The organism is Colwellia sp. F1, assembly GCF_056238625.1.
The window spans coordinates 1-20,677 of record NZ_JBWDLI010000002.1 but is presented as its reverse complement, the minus strand read 5'-3'; the positions used below and the strand labels follow the sequence as shown (position 1 = coordinate 20,677).

Sequence of the window (20,677 nt, the reverse complement as noted above, 5' to 3'; positions counted from 1 at the left end):
TTACTTAATATGTACATGTTTAACAGTATTAGCTGCACTAACTTATTAAAATAAAAACCATTAAAAATAGTGAGTTAAGATGAATGAAAATCACTTAATATTGGCTAGCGGGCGGCCCCTAACAAGCTTTGTTTTAGCGCGTCATATTTTTGTCATCTGTATTTTACTCTGTTGGAGTAGTGTAAGTTACGGAGCGCAATTAAATAAAATCCCCCCTAACGATAATGACTTTTTGTTACTAGACACTTACCTAGACAAAGAGTTGATCGCCTCATCTGTTGATGCTTACCTGATAGAAGATAAGCTATTTATAGCGGTGCAACCTTTGTTTGACGTACTCACATTAAGAAATACGATTACGCCCAATGAGTTAATTATATGGAAAGACAACACGCTCTATAGTTTTGATCTAATAGACAACCCTAAATCAACGACAAACGGCGCATGGCTTGACGATGGCTACTATTTATTTATTGACAGTAAAACCCTAAGTGACTTATTTGATCTTGACATTAGCTATAACACAAGCAATTTAAAGCTACATATTACAACGGCTGATTATAAATTTCCTAAACAGCAATTAGCCCGTTTGTCCTTATTGCGCCTTTTGGCTAGAAATGCGGGTAAAGTTAATTACTCTGATTTGCTCAATGAAGACATTATTGAAGATCAATATCGTTTATTTACCATACCTCATGGTAGCTTGTCCGCTAATTTACAAACCGATGACAAAGAAAACAATTCGCTAAATTATTCACTGCAAACAGTGTCTGATTTTTTATATCACTCTGCTAATGTTACGGTTACCGATACTAACCAACAAAGCCTCACCGGCTCGGTGCGTTTATCACGATATAAAACTAAGCCTAATGCATTAATTGTTGGCGCATTCGACAGCTACTCATTTGGTGATGTTAATGCTGCCGGTCGGAACTTAACTACGTCAACCCGCTCAGGTTTAGGTGCAATATTTTCACGGGCCCCAGAAACCTATCGTAACAGGAACGTTGGTATAACTATAGAAGAAACGGCCATCCCAGGCTGGAATGCAGAGCTATACCGTAATGGTGAGTTTGTAGCGCTACAAGAAGTACCAAGTAATGGTAATTTAATTTTTGAAGATGTTGAAACGCAATACGGTAACAACCGTTACGAAATTAAACTGTATGGCCCTTTTGGTGAAGAAAAGAAAATTACACGTTATTATAATATTGACAATAACGCCTTATCTGCTGGGCAAATGGCTTACAGTTTTTATGGTGTCGATGGAAATAAGCGCGTTATTAATGACCAAAGTGAAAGAAGCTACAGTATTACTGATGCTGGTTTTACTTTGGACTACGGTATAAGTGACAGTTGGTTGCTTGGTTTAAGTGCTATTGAATCAAACAATCATTTTGATGATAAGAAACAAAGCTTTTTAACGCTTAAAAATGCGTTTGTTTTACCTGGTTACTTATTTGAAAATGAAGTGTCAGCGCAAAGTGGTGCTGGTTATGCGCAAATATCTACTTTAACAGGTAATGCATTTGGCCGTGATACTTTCTCTATTGTATACCAATCAGCAGATGACTTTAAAAGTAACCGTATTAGCTCAGCTAATACCAATTGGCATAACATTTATGCTAATTATTCTGGCTCTGTCAGCGCATTTGGTTCACTAGGTTATGGTATCGGAGTGGGGTATAACACAGAAAAAAACGACGCTCTAATTGCTGATGTTACAGGTAATGTTGTTAGTAACAGTATTAACAGTAGTATAGAAAAGGAAGACAACCACTGGCAATTTAGCCAACGGCTGTCAAAGTCCTTTGGTGGCGTAAGCGTTACTAATACCTTGTATTATAATCGTTACGAGCAGTTAGAGTTTAACCGTTACGAGCAAGTGGCGTCTGAGCTTAGCCCGAACCTTGAAGCAGAAGAAGTCAATGATGCGCGCGTTTTACTGGAAAATTGGTCTGGTAATTTAGGCTTTGGAGGCTCACTTACCAATAGGCTAAGGGTCAACGGTGGAATACAATATAAGCCTGATAGCGACAGCGATATTATTCAAAGCGCTAACTTGGCTTTAAGTTGGTATAACAGTAAGCTTTATCATAGCCTTAGAGGTGTTTATTATTTAGCTGATACCAATAACAAGTGGCAATTAGGCTATAACCTGAGCTGGAACAATAAATATTTTTCAAGTAATCTTGCTAGTACTTATAACGCTGAAGATAACTGGAACATTAGTTTAGGATTCAACTTCTTTTTTGGTTATGACCATCATAATAAGCAAATGAGAATATCAAATGATCTATCCTCAGGCTCTGCCTCTATTAATACCTATAGCTATTTAGACAGAAACCCCAATGGTTGGCGCGATGAAGCTGATTGGGATTTAGAAGGGGTTACGTTCACCGGAAACAGTGCGTGGAAAGAAATAAAAAGTGGAGATAACGGCAGAGCAATTGTCCCAGGAGTTAGCCCTAACACGCCCTTTAAATTTAATGCAAGTTGGGAATACGGCACTACGACCTTGCAAAAAGACTATGTTATTTATACTCACCCTGGCGCGTATGTTGATGTAAATATTCCCTTTTATATTACCACAGACGTATCAGGCTTTGTGTATGTAGCTACCGCTGAAAACGAAGAGCGCCCTCTAGGTGGTGTGATACTTTATGTGCAAAATAATTTTGGCGAAATCGTTAGAGAAATAAGCACAGACCAAGATGGTTATTACGAAACAAGAGGGTTAAAACCAGGGCGCTACCAAGTTGCTGTGCTACCAGACTACTTGGAACAAAGTGGTTTTACCGCGAATACTATTGGTTTTGTTTTTTCAACCCATAGACAAGGGGGGTATGTTGAGCTTGACGATATAAAACTAAGCCTCATGGATATTAATGGCCAGCGTAAAACGCAAAGTACACAAGTAATGTTATTAAATGCTGATAACTCAGGTCAGCAGGTTTGGCTAGATGAAAATGATCCATTACGTCGACAAATTTATAGCTTGCCAGCGAGGAGTAATGTACAAATGCAACAACGTCATTCTCAGCCAGATAACTTACCTGTTGCGCCAAAGCGCCGGGAGCGTAATGCTGTTAACCCTGTGCAAAGAAACGAACTTACTGTTACCCCCGTAACAAGAACACAATTAGCAGTTAAGCCTATAGAAAGATCGGTGTCTGTAATAGCAAGGGGGGAATACTCAAATTCTCCAAGTGAGCTTAGCAACTCAACGGTGTCAGCTACAACACCTGGTGCAGCGGGTTCAAGTACAGAGATAAATGTTTCAATAAAAAACGACATAAAAACCGCAGGGTTTGTTATACAATTAGCGGCACATAATTACAGGGAAAACGCAATTACTGCCGCTAAAAACTTTACTAACGCAGGGCCTTTATATATTGCAGAGAAGAAGATTAACGGGGTAGTCAAATATTGTATCATCAGCCAAACATATGTTGATTATCAAGCAGCAAAAAATAGCTTAGCGACCAACAACCTCATAGGTTGGGTAACGAGTAATGGCGCTTATGTTAATATTCAAAAAATAAGCGAGTAATAAGCACCCATTTGGCTATGTTGCTTTAATAAGAGGTTTGTTATGAGAGTTAAGACATTAGTGATAGTGTTGTTCGGTTTGTACTTCCTTTGTTTTCACGTAAAAATTCAAGCAGAGGCATATATAGTTGAACGTAGTCGTATTGATTTTGGGGAGTTAATTTACATCCCCGGAGGCTGTGTTTTAGCTTATGACACCAAGTTGATTAGCCAAGTGATGGGGTCAAAAATTTGTGTTGCAGAAGAAGGGCAACTAGGTGAGTACCGTATTTTTGCAACGCCTCACACTCAAGTTGCCATTAGAATTAAATCTCATAATGACAACGGCAGTGGTATTATTTATGTGCCAGATGGGGTTGTAACTAATGACGTAACCAGTGTTGTTATTACAGCGGATACTGGCATTAATATTAATAGTGAAACCTCAGGAATTATTGATATAAAACTAGGCGGGCGGTTAAGGATTAACAATATATTAAGTTCAAATCGCCAGTATTCTGAAAATTTCACTATAGAATTTAATGAGCTCTAAGGTTGTATCAAGTTTAAGGTTAAGTTTTTAAGGCATACTTTGTGCATAATAAATGTAAATTTAACTTAAAACTTAAGCACCGCGCTATGTTTTTGACTCTTAATTACTAGGTACTACTATGAAATTCTATCTCTGTTTACTTTTATTAGGCCTACTAACCGCCTGTTCATCAAGCTCAAACAATGGCTTTTATCAGAGTTTTAAAACTGAAGACGTTAAAGAAGTCAAGCATAAGCCCATTGACAGCACTAATTTACAAAACCATAGTTTAAATACTATAGTGCAAGGTTTAGCTTTTCAAATGCTTGAGAACAGCGCCTTTGTTAACCACAAAACGCCCATTGCTATGGCTTCTTTTGTTAATTTAAGTGATTTAGAAAGTACTAGTTGGTTAGGCAATTTAATTGCTGAAAGTTTTATTTATGAGTTTCAACGCCATGGCTTAATTGTCATTGATTATAAAGCGACAGGTTTTTTTAGAGTCACTCAAGAAGGTGATTTTGTTTTCAGCCGAGACTGGAAAGAATTGCCAGAGAATCAAATTATTGACTACGTGGTAACAGGTACTTTACTTGAGCAAAAAGAGGGTTTTATTCTTAATGCACGCATGATAGGTATGATCTCGCACGTGGTTGTTGCAACCGCCCAAACTTTTATTCCTCGCTGGGCTATAGGCGAAATGCTCAACGAAAATACAAGGCGTGAAAACGATCTAAACACGCCCAAAGCTGCTAACACTAACCAAGAAAAAAACTGGGTGGATATAACGCAGTAAAGTGGCGGTTAAAAGGGTTACCATGCTTACTTATTATCAAAGCAGCAATTAATGGGGGGGAGGTGCGTATTTGAGCAATCGTTGCCCATATCCCGAACAAGTTAGCTTGGTTTAAAACTAGGGTGGAGAGCTAATCAAGTGATTTACTAACGTGAGCTGAGTAAGGCTTGTTGACGCTAACCGCAATATAAATGCCGCAATATAAATAAAGTATTTGCTAAAGATGTAGGCAACAAAAAAGCGAAGTTTAACCTAGGTTAAATCCTTCGCTTTTTAAGAATTAGTTTCTCGAATGAGAAGGTCTAAGTGTAGCTATCAATTAGATAGCTTGAACGTTTTCTGCTTCAGGGCCTTTTTGACCTTGTTTAACAGTGAACGTAACTGCTTGACCGTCAGCTAGAGTACGGAAACCGTCTCCAGAGATAGCGCTGAAGTGAACAAACACGTCAGGACCATTTTCTTGCTCAATAAAACCGAAACCTTTAGTTTCGTTGAAAAATTTAACTTTACCAGTAACTGAATCAGACATACTTACATTTTCCCGTAGTCATAAAAATATTAATGTGGTATTCCTTTAAGGAATTATTCCCAAAAAGATAATACCGTTTTCACCCGAGTAAATGCCCTCTACCATAAATAGTACAGGCAGAGGAAGGAAACAAACCATATTCGTAACAAAAAGTATTTGGAACAAACAACTAGTTTGTATTGCCTAAAACTCATTTGTTAAGAATATACAAGTACCTAAAAGCACATGGTAGATCTAAAACAAAAGTTAGTATTAACCTTCATCCGCAACACAAAAACTCAGCGCAATTGCAGCATAACACAACTGTTTTTAATTTGCTTTATAAAAAGATGAAATAGTTCAACTTATTATCAAAATAAATTGAATTAGAGTAAATGTACAGTCTAGGTGTTTGTTTACTTGAGGGAAAATTACAAAAAACTTGATAATGATTAACCGTTTTTTAAATAAAAATAATTGTTTTATTGCAATAAATCACCTAGGTGAGCAAGTGAATGTATGCCAACGAAAAAACCACAGAGGGAGTTCGTTGGCATTACTTAACTTGAATCGGCTAATTTATAACGCAGCTATTTGAGCCTTTTGTGCTTGCATTTTGGCCAGTGTAGATTCGGCCTCAGCTAGTTTTGCTTGCTCTTTTTCAATAACCGCAGCAGGCGCTTTACTAACAAAATTATCGTTACTTAATTTTCCACGCACTTTAGCCACTTCCTTGGTTACCTTGTCAATTGCTTTGTCTAAGCGCGCAATTTCTGCGGCTTTATCAATAACACCGGCCATGGGTATAAGCACGGATAAGTCACCAATAATAGCCGAAGCAGAGGCTGGGGCTTGGTCATCTGCTGCTAACACTGTAATGCTTTCAAGCTTTGCTAGAGCACTTAAAAAGGTTTCGTTTTCTTTTAAACGGCGTTGGTTGTTGTCATTGACATTTTTAAGCAATACCGGCAACGCTTTGCTAGGTGAAATATCCATTTCGCCTCGAATGTTACGAATGGCAATAATAAAGTGTTTAACCCACTCTAAATCATCGATAGATTGCTGATCACATTTACTGGCATCAAACTCAGGGTATGCCTGAATCATAATAGAGTCACCTTTTTTAGCAAAAGTACTTAAAGGTTGTACACGCTGCCAAATGGTTTCAGTAATAAATGGCATAATAGGGTGCATTAAACGTAATAAACGCTCTAAAACATTGACTAAAGTATGACGAGTACCGCGCTGCTGTGCATCACTGACCAAACCTTCATTTTTAGGGAATAACACAGGTTTCGTTAGCTCTAAATACCAGTCACAAAACTGATGCCAAGTAAACTCGTACAAGGCCTGTGAGGCAAGATCAAAACGATAAGTGTCAAAGGCGTCATGAACGGCTTTTACCGTTTGTTCAAATTGCCCTATGATCCAACGATCAGCAAGCGATAACTCCAGCTCACCGCCTGCTTCTTGAGATGAAGCAGTGCCGCAATCAAACTCTTCAGTGTTCATTAACACGTAACGGCTAGCATTCCATAGTTTGTTAGTAAAGTTACGGTAACCTTCCAAACGTTTCATGTCCCAGCTAATATCACGGCCGGTAGTGGCAACTGAGGTCAAGGTGAACCGTAAAGCATCGGTACCATGAGCTTCAATGCCATTCGGGTATTCTTTGCGGGTAAGCTTTTCAATTTTTTTCGCTAACTGAGGCTGCATCATATTGCCAGTTCGCTTTTGCAATAAATCGTCTAAGGAAATGCCGTCAATCATGTCTAGTGGATCAACCACATTTCCTTTTGACTTACTCATTTTATCGCCATTTTCATCGCGAATAAGGCCTGTCATGTAGACCTTTTTAAATGGTATTTGTGATTTACCATTTTCATCTTTGTTGAAATGCATAGTCATCATGATCATACGTGCAACCCAGAAGAAAATAATATCAAAACCAGTTACCAACACATCAGTTGGGTGAAAGGTTTTTAAATCTTCAGTATTTTTTGGCCAGCCTAAGGTTGAAAAAGTCCAAAGGGCAGAAGAGAACCAGGTATCGAGTACGTCATCATCTTGGCTAAGTGTTACCGCGTCGCTAAGGTTATTATTTGCGCGAACCTCGGCTTCGGTTCGGCCAACATAGACTTTGCCGTTTTCGTCATACCATGCTGGAATTCTATGTCCCCACCAAAGTTGACGCGAAATACACCAGTCTTGAATGTTATTCATCCAAGCAAAATACATATTTTCGTATTGCTTAGGTACAAACTCAATTTGCCCATCTTTTACCGCATCTACCGCTGGACCGGCTAGTTTTTCAACTCGCACATACCATTGGTCGGTTAATAATGGCTCAATAACCACCCCCGAGCGATCGCCATAAGGAGCAACTAAGTCGTGGTCTTTTACCTCCACTAATAAACCTAACTCGTCTAATTTAGCAACAATCGCTTTACGGGCAACAAACCTGTCCATACCAGCAAATTCGCTAGGCAGCACACCGTCATAAGCACTGCTTACTTCACCTTTAGTGTCGTAAACTTCTGCAGTGGCTAAAACCGCGGCGTTTTTATCAAAAATATTAATTTGAGCTAAAGCATGACGCTTACCAACTTCATTATCGTTAAAGTCATGGGCAGGGGTTATTTTCACACAACCCGTGCCTTTTTCCATGTCTGCATGGTCATCTGCAACAATGGGAATTAAGCGATTTACTAACGGTAACAAAACCTGTTTGCCTATTAATGCTTTATAACGAGGGTCCTTAGCATTAACAGCAACGCCAGTATCGCCTAACATGGTTTCAGGTCGTGTGGTTGCTACCACTAAATAATCAAGACCTTCGGCAGTTTTCACGCCATCAGCTAGTGGGTAGCGTAAATGCCACATGTGGCCTTTTTTGTCTTTATTTTCTACTTCTAAGTCTGAAATAGCGGTATGGAATTTTGGATCCCAGTTAACTAAGCGCTTACCGCGGTAAATTAAATCTTCTTCAAATAAGCGCACGAACACTTCTTGTACCGCTTCAGACATACCGTCATCCATGGTAAAGCGTTCACGTGTCCAGTCAATAGAGTTACCTAAGCGGCGCATTTGTTTGCTAATAGTGTCGCCCGACTCTTCTTTCCACTGCCAAATTTTATCAATAAAAGCATCACGGCCGTAGTCGTGGCGGGTTTTGTCTTCTTCAGCAGCGATTTTACGCTCAACCACCATTTGGGTAGCAATACCCGCATGGTCAGAGCCTGTTTGCCATAAGGTATTTTTACCTTGCATACGCTGATAACGAATTAAAGTGTCCATGATGGTTTGTTGAAAAGCATGTCCCATGTGTAAAGAGCCAGTGACATTTGGCGGTGGAATGGCAATGCTGAAGCTGTCGCCTTCACCGGTTGGGCTAAAGTAACCTTGCTCTTCCCAGCTAGCGTATAAAGATTGTTCGATGTCGGTTGGGTTGAATGTTTTTTCCATCATGTTTCCGGTATAAAAAATTGTTAATGGTAAGTTGAATTAAGACTTTGCAAAATTTAAGGAACAACCTATTTATTGTGGCTGTGCCACGGTTTGGTTATTTACTAGAAAGCCCCATTGGCGACACGTTTTAAAACGCTCACGGGCTTTTTGTTTTAAGGTTTCATCACTTGGGACAAAATCAACAATAAACTGAAATTGGTTAGCAAACGTTGGCACAGTGTCAGTTAAGTTGATAAGCACAGGACGACGACCCCGCAATGGCTGGTCGCTAATTTCTACCATAGCGCCTTGTCTAGGGCCTTCGCCTGCTAAGTTATGTGGCACAAAACTGTTGGTGTCAAAGGCCCATAGCATTTCATCAACCAGCTCGGCTTGTGCTTTATCTTGAGTGTAGATAAATACGCGCTGGTTTTGACGATAAAAATGACTGGCTTGCAAACAGGCATGATAAAACGCTGAGCGTGTATCAAATGTGTCAGCGCTTTTATCATTGTTGTGCTTTTCATCCGCCTTTACTTCATCATCAAGGAGGTAAAACATCACCTGTGTTTGCATAGTTTTTTGCCCGATTTTAATGGCTACTCGCCTTGCTCTTGGCCTGCACGGTTAAGCATAAATTGCGTTAACATGCTCACTGGACGGCCAGTAGAGCCTTTGTCTTTACCACCACTGCGCCATGCCGAACCGGCAACATCTAAATGTGCCCAATTGTATTTTTTTGTAAAACGCGCTAAAAAACAAGCGGCGGTTATAGTGCCTGCTTCTTTACCACCAACATTGGTCATGTCTGCAAATGGACTTTCAAGTTGTTCTTGATAATCATCCCATAAAGGTAAGCGCCATGCTCTATCACCACTTTGCTCTGAGGCGTTCAATAGTTCACTTGCCAGCGGGTTATGTGGGGTAAGCAAGCCACTAGCATGCTGGCCTAGAGCTACAACACAAGCACCTGTTAACGTTGCTACGTCAATAACGGCGTCTGGGTCGAAACGCTCAACATAAGTTAAGGCATCACACAATACCAAGCGGCCTTCTGCGTCGGTATTTAATACTTCTACAGTTTGGCCTGACATCGTGGTTAAAATATCCCCTGGGCGATAAGCATTACTGCTGGGCATATTTTCACAACCAGCTAAAACACCAATCACATTAATGGGGAGGTCTAACTCGGCTAAGGCATGCATTGCACCTAAAACACCGGCAGCGCCGCCCATGTCATATTTCATTTCGTCCATGCCAGCGCCTGGTTTTAATGAAATACCACCACTGTCAAAGGTCAAACCTTTACCCACAAGCACCAGTGGCTTAGAGTCATCATCAATCCCCTTATACGACATGATGCTCATTAAAGACTCATTAGCAGAGCCACGACCAACCGCTAAGTATGACCCCATACCGAGCGCTTCCATTTCTTGCTCATTAACAATCGTGGTAGTAACTTTATCGTAATCGTTTGCTAAAATTTTTGCTTGTTCAGCAAGGTAAGCAGGATTACAAATATTTGGCGGCATATTAGCGACGTTTTTACAGGTAGTAACGCCTTCTGCAATAGCCATTGCATGGCCAATTGCACGTTCGCCAATAGGCAGTTCGCGACGCGTAGGTACATTAAATATCATTTTACGTAAAGGTCTGCGTGGCTCTTCTTTATGAGTTTTTAAGCTGTTAAAACTATATAAACCGTCTTGGGTAGCTTCTACCGCTTGGCGAATTTTCCAATAGGTATCACGGCCTTTAACATGAAGCTCTGATAAGAAGCATACCGCTTCCATAGAGCCTGTTTCATTTAAGGTGTTGATTGCTTTTTTGATAATTTGGCGGTATTGACGCTCGTCTAATTCACGCTCTTTACCACAACCAACAAGCAATACGCGCTCACTAAGAATATTAGGCACATGATGCAGTAATAATACTTGGCCAGACTTACCTTCTAAATCACCTTTACGCAAAAGGTTGCTAATATAGCCTTCACTAATTTCATCAAGTTGTTCTGCTGTAGGGCTAAGACGACGAGGTTCAAATATACCAACAACAATGCAAGCACTACGTTGTTTTTCCGGACTACCGCTTTTTATACCGAACTCCATGAGTTCTCCTTTTACATTGAATAAAGTTGTTATTGCTTGCGAAAATTAATAAAAAACTGCACTCTTAACTATTCAAGTGATGGCGCTAAGGGCTATAATTATCGCAGCATATACCAATAAAGTTTATTTGCTGACTATATAGTTTAGTTATGAAAACGGCAAGTTTACTAGAAAAACTTGTTGATTGTCAGAAAAAACACAGTTTAATAGGATCTTTTGTGATCATTTTTCGTTATTTATTAAAAGAAGTGGCCAAAACACAACTTGCGGTATTTTTTGTGTTAATGACCATTTTTATCAGTCAAAAATTTGTTCGGGTGCTGGGTGATGCATCAGAAGGCAGTATTCCTGGACAAATGGTCATGATATTTATTGCCCTAAAAATACCTGACTTAGCCGGCATGATGTTACCATTAAGCTTATTTTTAGGTGTGTTATTAGCTTATGGTCGTATTTATGCAGATAACGAGATGACAGTACTACATGCCTGCGGTGTCAGTGAATGGTATGTGGTGCGGGTAACCTTAGTACTGGCGTTTATTACCGCGATTTTTACCGGTATTTTTACCTTATATTTAGCACCAATGGCATCAGAATATCAGTATCAAGTACAAGACGAGCTTGCCGCAGACTCCGGTTTAAGCTCCTTAATTGCTGGGCGCTTTCAAAAAACAGGCAATGAAAAAGCCGTTGTTTTTATTCATGGCAAAAACCGTGACGACAACAGTTTTGATAAAGTGTTTTTGGCACAATTACCCAATGCAAATAACCCAGACGACAGTATTATCAATTCTAGTTTGGTTTATGCAAAAAAAGGGCAAGTCTTTGAAGAAGAGTCAGGATCACAGCGTTTAGTGCTGTCTCAAGGCATGCGTTATCATAAAGATGCTACGAATGGTGTTTTTCAGTCGGTGACCTTCGACAATTACTATATTCAAATAAAAGACCAAGAAGTGGCGCAAAAACATAGAAAACTTAGTGCACTGCCTACCCAGCAATTATTTCACCCTGCAGACGCTAAATTAGCTGCTGAATATGGCGCAACAATTCAATGGCGGCTGGCGTTCCCACTGGCGTGCATTATTTTAATATTAATCGCAGTGCCATTAAGTGTGGTCAGTCCAAGACAAGGTAAATTTGCGAAAATGTTGCCCGCGTTAATGTTATTTTTAGGTTATTTTTTATTATTAACTGCAATGAAATCAAGTGTTGAACGCCAAGTTTTACCTGTTGCTATTGGGCTTTGGCCCATTCACTTTTGTGCCTTAGTATTAGGGGGTACTTTATTGATGAAGGAGCGCAGCAGTGGCCGAAAAATAAAGGGAAAACTACCTCGCTTTAAACGGAAAAACGCTCAGGATATTCAAGAACGAGGTGCCAGTTAATGAAAATATTAGATCTGTATATTGGTCGCATTGTTGCCTCTACCACATTTTTAACTTTAGCAGTTTTTGTCAGTGTCAGTGGCATTATAAAGTTTGTTGAACAAATGCGTGCGGTTGGCCGTGGCAATTATGATTTATCGCATGCCGCGCTTTACGTGCTTTACTCAGCGCCACGTGACTTAGAGGTGTTTTTTCCAATGTCGGCATTAATTGGCGGTTTAATTGGCATTGGCATGTTAGCAAGCAATAGCGAATTAGTTGTCATGCAAGCAGCTGGCTTGTCACGCTTAGATATTATTAAATCTGTGATGAAAACAGCAGTATTGCTTATTTTAGTGTCTATGGCAGTCGGTGAGTGGTTAGCGCCAGATGGAGAAGCAAAGGCCAGAGAGATACGAGCCCAAGCAATATCTGGAGGCAGTTTAATTTCAGCAAAAAATGGTATTTGGGCTAAAGATGGTGACTACTTTGTTAATATTGGCGAAGTGTTAGAGCAAGGCCAGTTGAAAAAGGTACAAATATATCGCTTTAATGAAGATCTAAAGCTTGATAGCTGGCTGAGTGCTGAATCAGCCGTTTATCAAAATGAAGCCTGGTTATTGTCTACGGTAGTAAATACCCAATTAGGCAAAAAAGAAATTGTGACAACGCAAGCACCACGCCAAATTTGGCAGTCTTCTTTAACACCTAAAAAGTTAGGAGTGGTTACTGTTACCCCTGAGTCATTGTCTGTAAGGGGCTTAGTAGATTACCTCGATTACTTACAAGCGAATGAACAAGATCCTAGCCGCTATCAGTTAGCATTTTGGCGAAAACTTATTCAACCTGCAACCGTAGCGGTAATGCTATTTGTTGCTTTGTCATTTATTTTTGGCCCGCTGCGTTCTGTTTCTATGGGCGCACGGATTATGATGGGTGTTATCACGGGAATATTATTTTTTGTTTCTAATGAAGTGTTAGGCTCACTGAGTTTAGTGTATCAGTTTCCACCACTAATAGGGGCGGTGTCCCCAAGCCTGCTATTTGTTGGTTTTGCTTGGTATTTTATCAACAAAAAAGTGGCTTAATGGTTACGGCAAGTTAAGGTGATATTGCGTTAACTTGCCCTCATATCATGGTTTTCTACAGTCTACCTCTGTTCGCCTCTAGTGATAAAACCACCACCTCAGTATTGGTTAACCTATCTTGTAAACTGAGTTTGTTTTTACGATCAACTATTACGGTTAAATTACCTAAGCCAAGCAAGGTTGGTAGTAGACGCTTTATGCCTGTGAGCTTAGTGATACGTGTACCGTCTTGGTTTTGTAAGCGTAAACGCCACGCCTTCATACCTAATGTTTGGCCACTTTTCGCCCAAAAGTAAACAAAGAAAAAACTCACCCAAGCAAGCTTCCAAAACTCATTTGGCCACTTTAGCCAAAATGTGTTGGTAATAGTATCTGAAAAATGAGCATAGCCTTGCATTCCATACAAACCACTATAATGTGCGAGATAGAGTAATATAAATGAAATGGCGCCAGCGAGCATGTAAACTGCAATCGCAATAAGCACATCATAAACCCAAGAGCCAAAACGACGGCGAAAGCCAGCGCGGGGGAAGTTATTATTAGAAGTCTCGGTCATAAAGGTGCTCAGAAAGTAAGATCGAAAAAGCATAGTTTAACAAAGACACCGCTAAAGTATAAGTGAGTTGTGCGTGATTGGGGGAATAAAAGAAATAGGTACTAGGTAGTAGATACTAGATACTACTAGAACCTCTCTTTAACTTTACCCATTTGCCTTAATTTTATAAAACAAAGAGTACAATACAGGCACTACACCTAGGGTTAATAGCGTGCCAATCCCTAAACCAAAGGCGATAACATTCGCCATCCCGTAAAACAAAGGGTCTTTACTGATAATCAGCGGCAGCAACCCCATTACCGTGGTAATTGTAGTCATCGTAATAGGGCGCAATCGAGTTAAGCAAGCGTCAACTAAAGCTTGATAGGGGGCTTTACCACTTTCACCTTCTATTTTAATGCGTTCAATCAGCACAATGGCATTGTTAATAATAATACCTGCTAAACTATATAAGCCTAAAGTAACAATAAAGCCAAAGGGAGCTTGCATCACTAATAGGCCGATCACCGCACCAATAAATGATAATGGCATGGTTAATGTTATAATTGTTGCTTCTCTAAACGAGTTAAATTGAGCCACCAAAAGAATAAGAATAAAACCAATAACCATCGGCATACTGGCACTTAAGGCTTTTTGGGCAGCTTTCGACTCTTTAATTGCGCCACCATAAACAATTTTATGGTTAATGGGTAAATCGGCTGCTAATGCTTGTAGTTGCTTATCAATTACCAGTTGCAGATCTTCCGCAGCCATAGCGTTATTACGCGCCTCAATACTAATAGTACGAAACATGTCTTCATGGTGTATCACTGAAAATTGGTTCACCGGCGCAAACGTAGCTACTTGCAGTAACGGTATTGCCTTGCCTGTTTTTTCAGAATAAACATTCAAGGTACGTAACTTGTCTAAGTTGTGGCGATCAGCTTCCTGAGCTCGCAGTATGATCGGTATTATTTTATCACCTTCACGGTATTCTGTTATTTGTGCGCCAGAGAAATAAGTTTGTAAGGCGTCGGCAATTTCAGTCGAGGTTAAACCCGCTCTTTTCGCCCTGTGTTGATCAATTTGTACATCAATTTTAACAATTAAATTTTCCCAGTCAGTGCGTATATTAATGGTGTCGGGCACTTGGTGAAGTAAGTCCATTACTTGCTGAGCTTTTTGGTAAATAACGTCTTTGTCAGGGCCTTTTACTTGTATTTTTATGGTTTTTGCGTCAGAAGGGCCTAAAAACATTTTTTTTACTCGGGCTGAAACATTGGGGAATCTAGCTTCTAGTTCAGTATCGAGCATCAATACTTGTTTAGCAACATCGGTACCTTCCACCACATTTAATACCACAAAGCCTTTATTTTGCGCCGGATCTTCGGGGTTTAGTGATAAAACAAAGCGCGGGCCATTAAAGCCAACATAGCCAGAGTAATTTTCAATAAAATCGAACTTTTCTGTATTATTTAACCAAGTAAATATTGCTTGCATTTGGCGGTTAGTTTCACGCGATGAAGTGCCATTAGGTAAATCAATGTACATTAATATTTGCGTCCGATCAGACTCAGGAAAAAACTGCTTAGCGACAAACTTCATTGAAACAATAGCGCTAATAAATAACGCGACTATCACAGTGATAAACATTACCCTATGTTTTAACACCCAATGTAAAAACTGCTCGTACCCAGCATAAAGCTTAGTGGATAATACCCCCACTTGATTCTCGTTAACCGAAGGTTTTATAAAGTAATAACACAGAATAGGGGTGATACATAACGCCATTACCCAACTGGTCATTAAAGTAATTAAAATAACCAACGAAATTGACCGAGTAAACTCCCCCGCAACATGCTCAGCTAGCATTAACGGTAAGAAAAATAAAATAGTGGTCACAGAAGAGCTTAATAACGGAATAGCGAGCTCTTGGCAACCTTGTAGCATGGCATCAAAACGGCTAACTCCTTGCTCAATTCTGCGTTTGAAGTCTTCAGCAATCACAATGCCATTATCAACCAATAAGCCCAGTGATATAATTAAAGTGGCTAAACTCATTCGCTCTAATTTCATATCAAAAAAGAGCATAATCGATAAGGTTGTTAACATTACAAAGGGCACAATAGCGCCAACAATTAAGCCGGTTCTTAACCCTAAAAACAAGACCACCACCACTAGCACTATCGCTAATGTTTGTAACACATTAATAGACACCCCACGAATTGTTTTTTCTACTTCATCCGCTTGGTAAGTGGCAATATCAAGCTGATAACCAATAGGTAGTGTGTTAATTATTTGTTCAACATTCGTTTTTATTCGGGGCGCGTATTCTAAAATATTGTATTGAGGCAACATAGAAATCGCAAAGAAAATGGCTGGTTTACCATTGAAATAAGCCACTTTATCAGGTGGGTCAATATAGTCACGCTTGATACTCACCACATCTTTTAAAGCAATAAAACCTTCAGAGTTGGGGATGTGAATATAAGTATTTGCAATATCAGGAACACTGCCAAAGTTGCCAGACGGCTCTATAATAAAGTTCTTCTTACCTGTGTCTACCTCACCGCCAGAACGAATGATATTTTGTTTTTTAAGCTCATTAATCAGAGTTTGTGGAGAAATACCCAGTTGCGCCAACCGTGCATTTGACGCTTCCAAATAAATACGCTCTTGTAAGTGGCCCATAATTTCAATTTTCTTTGTGCCTTCTACTCCGTATAAGGTATCGCGAATATGCTGGGCAATTTCATACATAGTACTCATGCCAAAGCCGTCAGCAGTTAGCGCTAATGTCACCACTGAAACATCGCCAAATTCAGTGTTTACATAAGGTGTGCTAGTACCTGCGGGCATATTATTATGCGCAGCGGCCACTTTATTGCGTACGTCTTGCCAAATATCATCAAGATTAAAATAGCGATCATGTATTTTAACGTGAATGCTGGAAGAGCCCGAGGTTGACAGTGACCTTATTTCAGTTACTTCAGGCACTTTTCGTATTTCTTCTTCAAGTTTTTTAGTGATTAATTGCTCGACTCGTTCAGGCGACATACCTGGAAAAGACGTAGAAACAACTGACTCCCTTATCGTAATTGTGGGATCTTCTTGCGCAGGCAAAGTGAAGTAAGCAAAGACACCATTTACCAATAACAGTGCTAGCACAAAAAAAACACTTTTACGGTATTGAAACGCGATATGAGTAATATTCATCGTAATATTCTTAATTAAAACGTTGTGTGGTGTTATCTAACAGGGTTACTTTTTGCCCATCACGTAAAAAGGCGACCCCCGCAACAGCAATAATATCACCCGCTGATAAACCTGTAGAAACAAAGGCAGTGTTATTACGTATATTTTCAATAATTACTTCACTTTGTTTAACGGTTTGTGTCTTAGCGTTGTAAATAAACACATAACTTTTTTGGTTAATACCTGCACGTATTGCACTAAATGGCACACCAACTACTCCTTGACTACCTCTGTTAGCAAGGTCGTCAAAGGTAAAGTCAACTTCGGCAGTCATTCCTGCTCTTAACTGCTGGTTTTCTGTTTGTAACATTACGCTGATAGGAAACGCATTAGCCGCCTCAGCTCTTGTGCCTATTTCAATAATACGGCCTAACATGGTTAGTTGCGGTAGCACCGGAAAGCGCACAGAAAAAATACTGTTATGCTGTAAGGCGCGTATTAATGTTTCTGGCACCATAATGTGCACCTTTAATCCGTCTTCACCCTCTATTTCAAAGGCTGATTGTCCGGCCGCAATTTGTTGTGACGGCTCAATTAAGCGTTTGGTAATAATACCTTTGTAGGGCGCGAGCAATGTTGCATCTTGTAAGTTTTTTTTGGCAATATCTAATTGCGCTTGTGCAACATTTACCGCACTCTTACTGGCCATATAATTAGCATGGACATTATCAAAGCTAGCTTGCGACACCAGCCCCTTTTTAATTAACTGACCATAACGAGTAAAATCACTTTGTGCTTCTACTTGGTCAGACTTTGCTTTATCTAATTGCGCTTGCGCAGAATTGACCGACAGTGCGAAACTGCGGTGATTAAGTTGCGCCAGTACCTGATCTTTATTAACGGTATCACCAAGTCTCACATTCACCGCATCTACTTTGCCCGTAACTTCAAAGCTTAACGTGGTAGCCTCAACCGGAACAACAATACCAGACAATGTACGCAACTGTTGTAGGTTTGACTCACTAACCTGAGTCCATGCAATAGGCCTGATCACTTTTTCAGTGTTCACTTCTTGTTTATTGCAGCCGACTAAAAAAGCAACTAAAAGAAGAGAAAGTAATATGCGCATGATAATTCCAGTGATGTGATCTTTATATAAAGTACTTTATAGCATGCAAAGCGCTGGTTAACCTTGCTTGCAGATAAATTAATCCTGATAAGTGATACATATCTTGGTACTATGCAGTACCAAAGTCAACAAATAGTTAAATGGTGTCAGCATAATAATGGCCACAAGCGCAGAATTAAAAGCACAAAAATCAAACCTTGGTAATCTCAGCCCACGAGGTAAACTAATACTCAAAGCAGCCAAAACACTGTTACTAAAAAATGGCTACGAAAAAACCTCACTCGAGATGATTATTGCTAAATCTGGAGGTTCGCGTCGCACTATTTATCATGAGTTTGGTAATAAACAAGGCTTATTAAAGTCTGTTATCGAACAAGAAGTTATTCTTCATACCGCTAATATCAGCGCTATCCAATTAAGTGAATTAGCACCGCAAGAAGCGCTGAAACAAATATGCTTTAAGTTCGTGCAAGCGATTGTATCAGACACCGCGGTGTCGTTATTTCGCTTAGTAATTCAAGTTGTACCTAAACTGCCAGAAATAGGAATGTTGGTACATGAACAAGGGCCACTTAAAGGCATGGAACCACTAACAGACTATTTAATACATTTAAACAAAAACGGCGTATTAGCGATAGACGACCCATTAGCCGCGACTCAAATGTTAATGGAAATGGTCAAAGGGCGCCTACACGTTAAAGCACTATTATTACCAAATGAAAAAATATCAGACAGCGAAATTCACCAACAGGTTGACAAAGCGGTAGCGCTATTTATTAAAGCGCACCAAACCAATACACAAGTGAATAAATAATCAACAAATAACCCAGACAGAAGAAAAATTTATTGCACATGCAACGAGATCTCGTATAATGCCAACCACTTTAGCGATTACAGCAAAAATATTTCGTTGTTATCGTTTAAGTTACCGATAAAGTTTGCAAAAAAATCTTTTTTTAGAGTAAGAATAGAGCTTTTTGCAAATTACAAATGCCTTTAAAAGCTTTGCCAGCGTGATGAAATTGGTATACATGGGGGATTCAAAATCCCCTGTCGCAAGACGTGTCGGTTCGAGTCCGACCGCTGGTACCATCACAGCAAAACCCTGATTCAGCAGAGTCGGGGTTTTTTTATGCCAAAAAATCATATTGAAATAGAGTAGCTGTAACCGATTACAGGTTTTTATAAGGTATATATTTACCAAGTGATTTTTGCTTTAATTTACTTATTAAACAGTATCAAACAATATTAAAAAGGTTTTAAGATGGCGACAACAGCGCACGCACTTCACATATTAGTTAAGCACAAAGAAATAGCCGAAGATATTATTAAGCAGTTAAACAAAGGCGCCAAATTTCAAACCTTAGCTAAAAAACACTCATCATGCCCCTCAGGTAAAAAGGGCGGAGATTTAGGCGAATTTAGACGTGGCCAAATGGTACCCCAGTTTGACAAAGTAGCCTTCAGTGGCGCGATATTAGAACCACATTTAGTTAAAACTAAGTTTGGTTGGCATGTAATCAAAGTGCTTTACAGAACATAATTAAGCGCTGTTACTTTTTAATACAGCTGCTTTTCAAAAATTGGAAGCTAATTGGGTATAATTGGATTAATTGGGGACACCCAAGTTTTGATGGATTAATTGGGGACACCCAAGTTTTGATAGGGATTAATTGGGGACACCCAAGTTTTGATGATGATTAATTGGGGACACCCAAGTTTTGATAGTAATTTGGGACACCCAGGTAGTAATTTGGGACACCCAAGTGTTGATTTACTTAAGCTGTTATTTTTGTTTATGCGTAAGCGTCCGAGTAACCACACCTAGCAGATCATTTTGATTCGTTTAATTATACCCTCTGATTTTTCAGGAGGTATTATGAAGCTAAGAAGAACACTAGAAGATTGGCAACGTTTAATTGAGCAGCAAAAGACGAGCGGATTATCCATAGTTGGGTTCTGTAAACAAAATAAATTACCCACATCAAACTTTTATAAATATCGCAACAGATTACAGGCAAGTGAACAAGCACCTACGTTAGTTAAAGTAAAAAGCCAAGCTTTCATAGTAATTTGGGACACCCAAGTGTTGATTTACTTAAGCTGTTATTTTTGTTTATGCAAGTTTGTGACACCCCAAAAAAATTTGGGACACCCAAGTATTGATTTACCTAAGCTGTTATTTTTGTTATTCACGCAGAAATTATAATTAAATACTAATTTTCAGTTTATTTATTCAAATCCCAACTTGTTCAGCCATTTTTGCTGAATCTCAGGCAAGGCTAGCAGTAATCAAGGTAGTAATTAGATTTTACAGGGGGGACAACGGAAGTTGAGCTGAACTGGCGTTAACCAAACACACAGGTTTGCTGTCGCTGCCCACTTATCCATTTTTTATTGGTATGCATGGCAAAAGCGTTGAGTTCATCAACCGTACCAACCGC

15 protein-coding genes and 1 tRNA gene are annotated in these 20,677 nt (G+C 39.5%); 9 read left to right on the top strand and 7 right to left on the bottom strand.

The window, feature by feature from the left end; all coding sequences use genetic code 11:
• Positions 1-79: 79 nt before the first annotated feature.
• From AC0UA9_RS01895 to AC0UA9_RS01885, 3 genes are all read left to right on the top strand, one after another.
• Positions 80-3,553 carry a hypothetical protein gene (locus AC0UA9_RS01895; RefSeq protein ID WP_475656225.1) on the top strand — a complete coding sequence of 1,158 codons (3,474 nt, stop codon included), beginning with the start codon at positions 80-82 and terminating at the stop codon, positions 3,551-3,553.
• A 42-nt stretch (positions 3,554-3,595) separates the two neighbouring features.
• On the top strand, positions 3,596-4,084 hold the full coding sequence (locus AC0UA9_RS01890; RefSeq protein WP_475656223.1) for a hypothetical protein: 489 nt from the start codon (positions 3,596-3,598) through the stop codon (positions 4,082-4,084).
• Between the two features lie 118 nt (positions 4,085-4,202).
• Positions 4,203-4,859: a FlgO family outer membrane protein gene (locus tag AC0UA9_RS01885; RefSeq protein WP_475656222.1), complete on the top strand. Its 657-nt coding sequence runs from the start codon at positions 4,203-4,205 to the stop codon at positions 4,857-4,859.
• 319 nt (positions 4,860-5,178) lie between these two features.
• Here AC0UA9_RS01885 and AC0UA9_RS01880 read toward each other — a convergent pair whose 3' ends face one another.
• From AC0UA9_RS01880 to pepA, 4 genes are all read right to left on the bottom strand, one after another.
• On the bottom strand, positions 5,179-5,388 hold the full coding sequence (locus AC0UA9_RS01880) for a cold-shock protein (RefSeq protein WP_475656221.1): 210 nt from the start codon (positions 5,386-5,388) through the stop codon (positions 5,179-5,181).
• A 558-nt stretch (positions 5,389-5,946) separates the two neighbouring features.
• Entirely contained in the window at positions 5,947-8,832 is a 2,886-nt protein-coding gene (locus tag AC0UA9_RS01875) for a valine--tRNA ligase (protein ID WP_475656219.1), read from the bottom strand.
• Positions 8,833-8,904: 72 nt separating this feature from the next.
• A complete protein-coding gene (locus AC0UA9_RS01870; RefSeq protein WP_475656218.1) occupies positions 8,905-9,390 on the bottom strand; it encodes a DNA polymerase III subunit chi in 486 nt (161 codons plus the stop codon).
• A gap of 23 nt (positions 9,391-9,413) precedes the next feature.
• Positions 9,414-10,922, bottom strand: coding sequence for a leucyl aminopeptidase (gene pepA, locus AC0UA9_RS01865; RefSeq protein WP_475656215.1), 1,509 nt, complete (start codon positions 10,920-10,922; stop codon positions 9,414-9,416).
• Between the two features lie 218 nt (positions 10,923-11,140).
• Between pepA and lptF the strand changes: the two genes are divergently transcribed.
• Together lptF and lptG are read left to right on the top strand one after the other, a co-directional pair.
• On the top strand, positions 11,141-12,307 hold the full coding sequence (gene lptF / locus AC0UA9_RS01860) for an LPS export ABC transporter permease LptF (protein WP_475656879.1): 1,167 nt from the start codon (positions 11,141-11,143) through the stop codon (positions 12,305-12,307).
• A complete protein-coding gene (lptG, locus tag AC0UA9_RS01855) occupies positions 12,307-13,374 on the top strand; it encodes an LPS export ABC transporter permease LptG (protein WP_475656213.1) in 1,068 nt (355 codons plus the stop codon). Before lptF ends, lptG begins: the two co-directional genes overlap by 1 nt.
• Before the next feature lie 55 nt (positions 13,375-13,429).
• On the opposite strand, the gene AC0UA9_RS01850 is transcribed toward lptG, so the two are convergent.
• From AC0UA9_RS01850 to AC0UA9_RS01840, 3 genes are all read right to left on the bottom strand, one after another.
• Positions 13,430-13,930 carry an RDD family protein gene (locus AC0UA9_RS01850; protein WP_475656211.1) on the bottom strand — a complete coding sequence of 167 codons (501 nt, stop codon included), beginning with the start codon at positions 13,928-13,930 and terminating at the stop codon, positions 13,430-13,432.
• A 144-nt stretch (positions 13,931-14,074) separates the two neighbouring features.
• Positions 14,075-17,125, bottom strand: coding sequence for an efflux RND transporter permease subunit (locus AC0UA9_RS01845; RefSeq protein WP_475656209.1), 3,051 nt, complete (start codon positions 17,123-17,125; stop codon positions 14,075-14,077).
• Positions 17,126-17,135: 10 nt separating this feature from the next.
• The gene (locus AC0UA9_RS01840) at positions 17,136-18,233 is read right to left on the bottom strand and encodes an efflux RND transporter periplasmic adaptor subunit (RefSeq protein ID WP_475656207.1); all 1,098 of its coding nucleotides are present in this window, start codon (positions 18,231-18,233) and stop codon (positions 17,136-17,138) included.
• Positions 18,234-18,390: 157 nt separating this feature from the next.
• Here AC0UA9_RS01840 and AC0UA9_RS01835 point away from each other — a divergent pair, with 157 nt between their 5' ends.
• The 4 genes from AC0UA9_RS01835 to tnpA all read left to right on the top strand — a co-directional run bounded on the left by AC0UA9_RS01835 (position 18,391) and on the right by tnpA (position 20,442).
• The gene (locus AC0UA9_RS01835) at positions 18,391-19,047 is read left to right on the top strand and encodes a TetR/AcrR family transcriptional regulator (protein WP_475656205.1); all 657 of its coding nucleotides are present in this window, start codon (positions 18,391-18,393) and stop codon (positions 19,045-19,047) included.
• 193 nt (positions 19,048-19,240) lie between these two features.
• A tRNA-Leu gene (locus AC0UA9_RS01830) sits at positions 19,241-19,325 on the top strand.
• 172 nt (positions 19,326-19,497) lie between these two features.
• Positions 19,498-19,776: a peptidylprolyl isomerase PpiC gene (ppiC, locus tag AC0UA9_RS01825; protein ID WP_475656202.1), complete on the top strand. Its 279-nt coding sequence runs from the start codon at positions 19,498-19,500 to the stop codon at positions 19,774-19,776.
• A gap of 294 nt (positions 19,777-20,070) precedes the next feature.
• The gene (gene tnpA, locus AC0UA9_RS01820; protein ID WP_475656200.1) at positions 20,071-20,442 is read left to right on the top strand and encodes an IS66 family insertion sequence element accessory protein TnpA; all 372 of its coding nucleotides are present in this window, start codon (positions 20,071-20,073) and stop codon (positions 20,440-20,442) included.
• The last annotated feature ends 235 nt before the right edge of the window (positions 20,443-20,677 follow it).